Source organism: Pseudomonas sp. E45-MNA-CIBAN-0222, from assembly GCF_040310405.1.
Taxonomy (GTDB): domain Bacteria; phylum Pseudomonadota; class Gammaproteobacteria; order Pseudomonadales; family Pseudomonadaceae; genus Stutzerimonas; species Stutzerimonas stutzeri_AC.
Genome location: NZ_JBEOPU010000163.1, coordinates 1 through 257, shown reverse-complemented (window position 1 = coordinate 257; position 257 = coordinate 1). Strand labels below are relative to the sequence as shown.

Below are 257 nucleotides of genomic sequence, written 5' to 3'. Positions count from 1 at the left end.
AGTATGGGAAGTGTGCTGCGCTTTACAGGAGGAGCTGAGTGGTTGTTGCTGGTTCAATTGATTATCGCCATTTCATTTACTGTATCTTTGGCCTATTTTTGTGGCACGTTTACAGGAACAAAACGGATGTTTGAAGTGCTTTATCCGGCACTTTGGTACATGGGGCCCATTCAAGCTGCACTATATGTCGATTTTTTTGGTGTGAATAGCCAAGCAAGTTGGCAGGCGGGTGTACCGTATTTATTTTTTGCTACTGC

Annotated in this window: 1 protein-coding gene; it reads left to right on the top strand. The window is 44.0% G+C overall.

The window, feature by feature from the left end:
• On the top strand, positions 1-257 hold a 257-nt coding region (locus AAEZ08_RS23175; RefSeq protein WP_500125214.1), incomplete at both ends, for a hypothetical protein.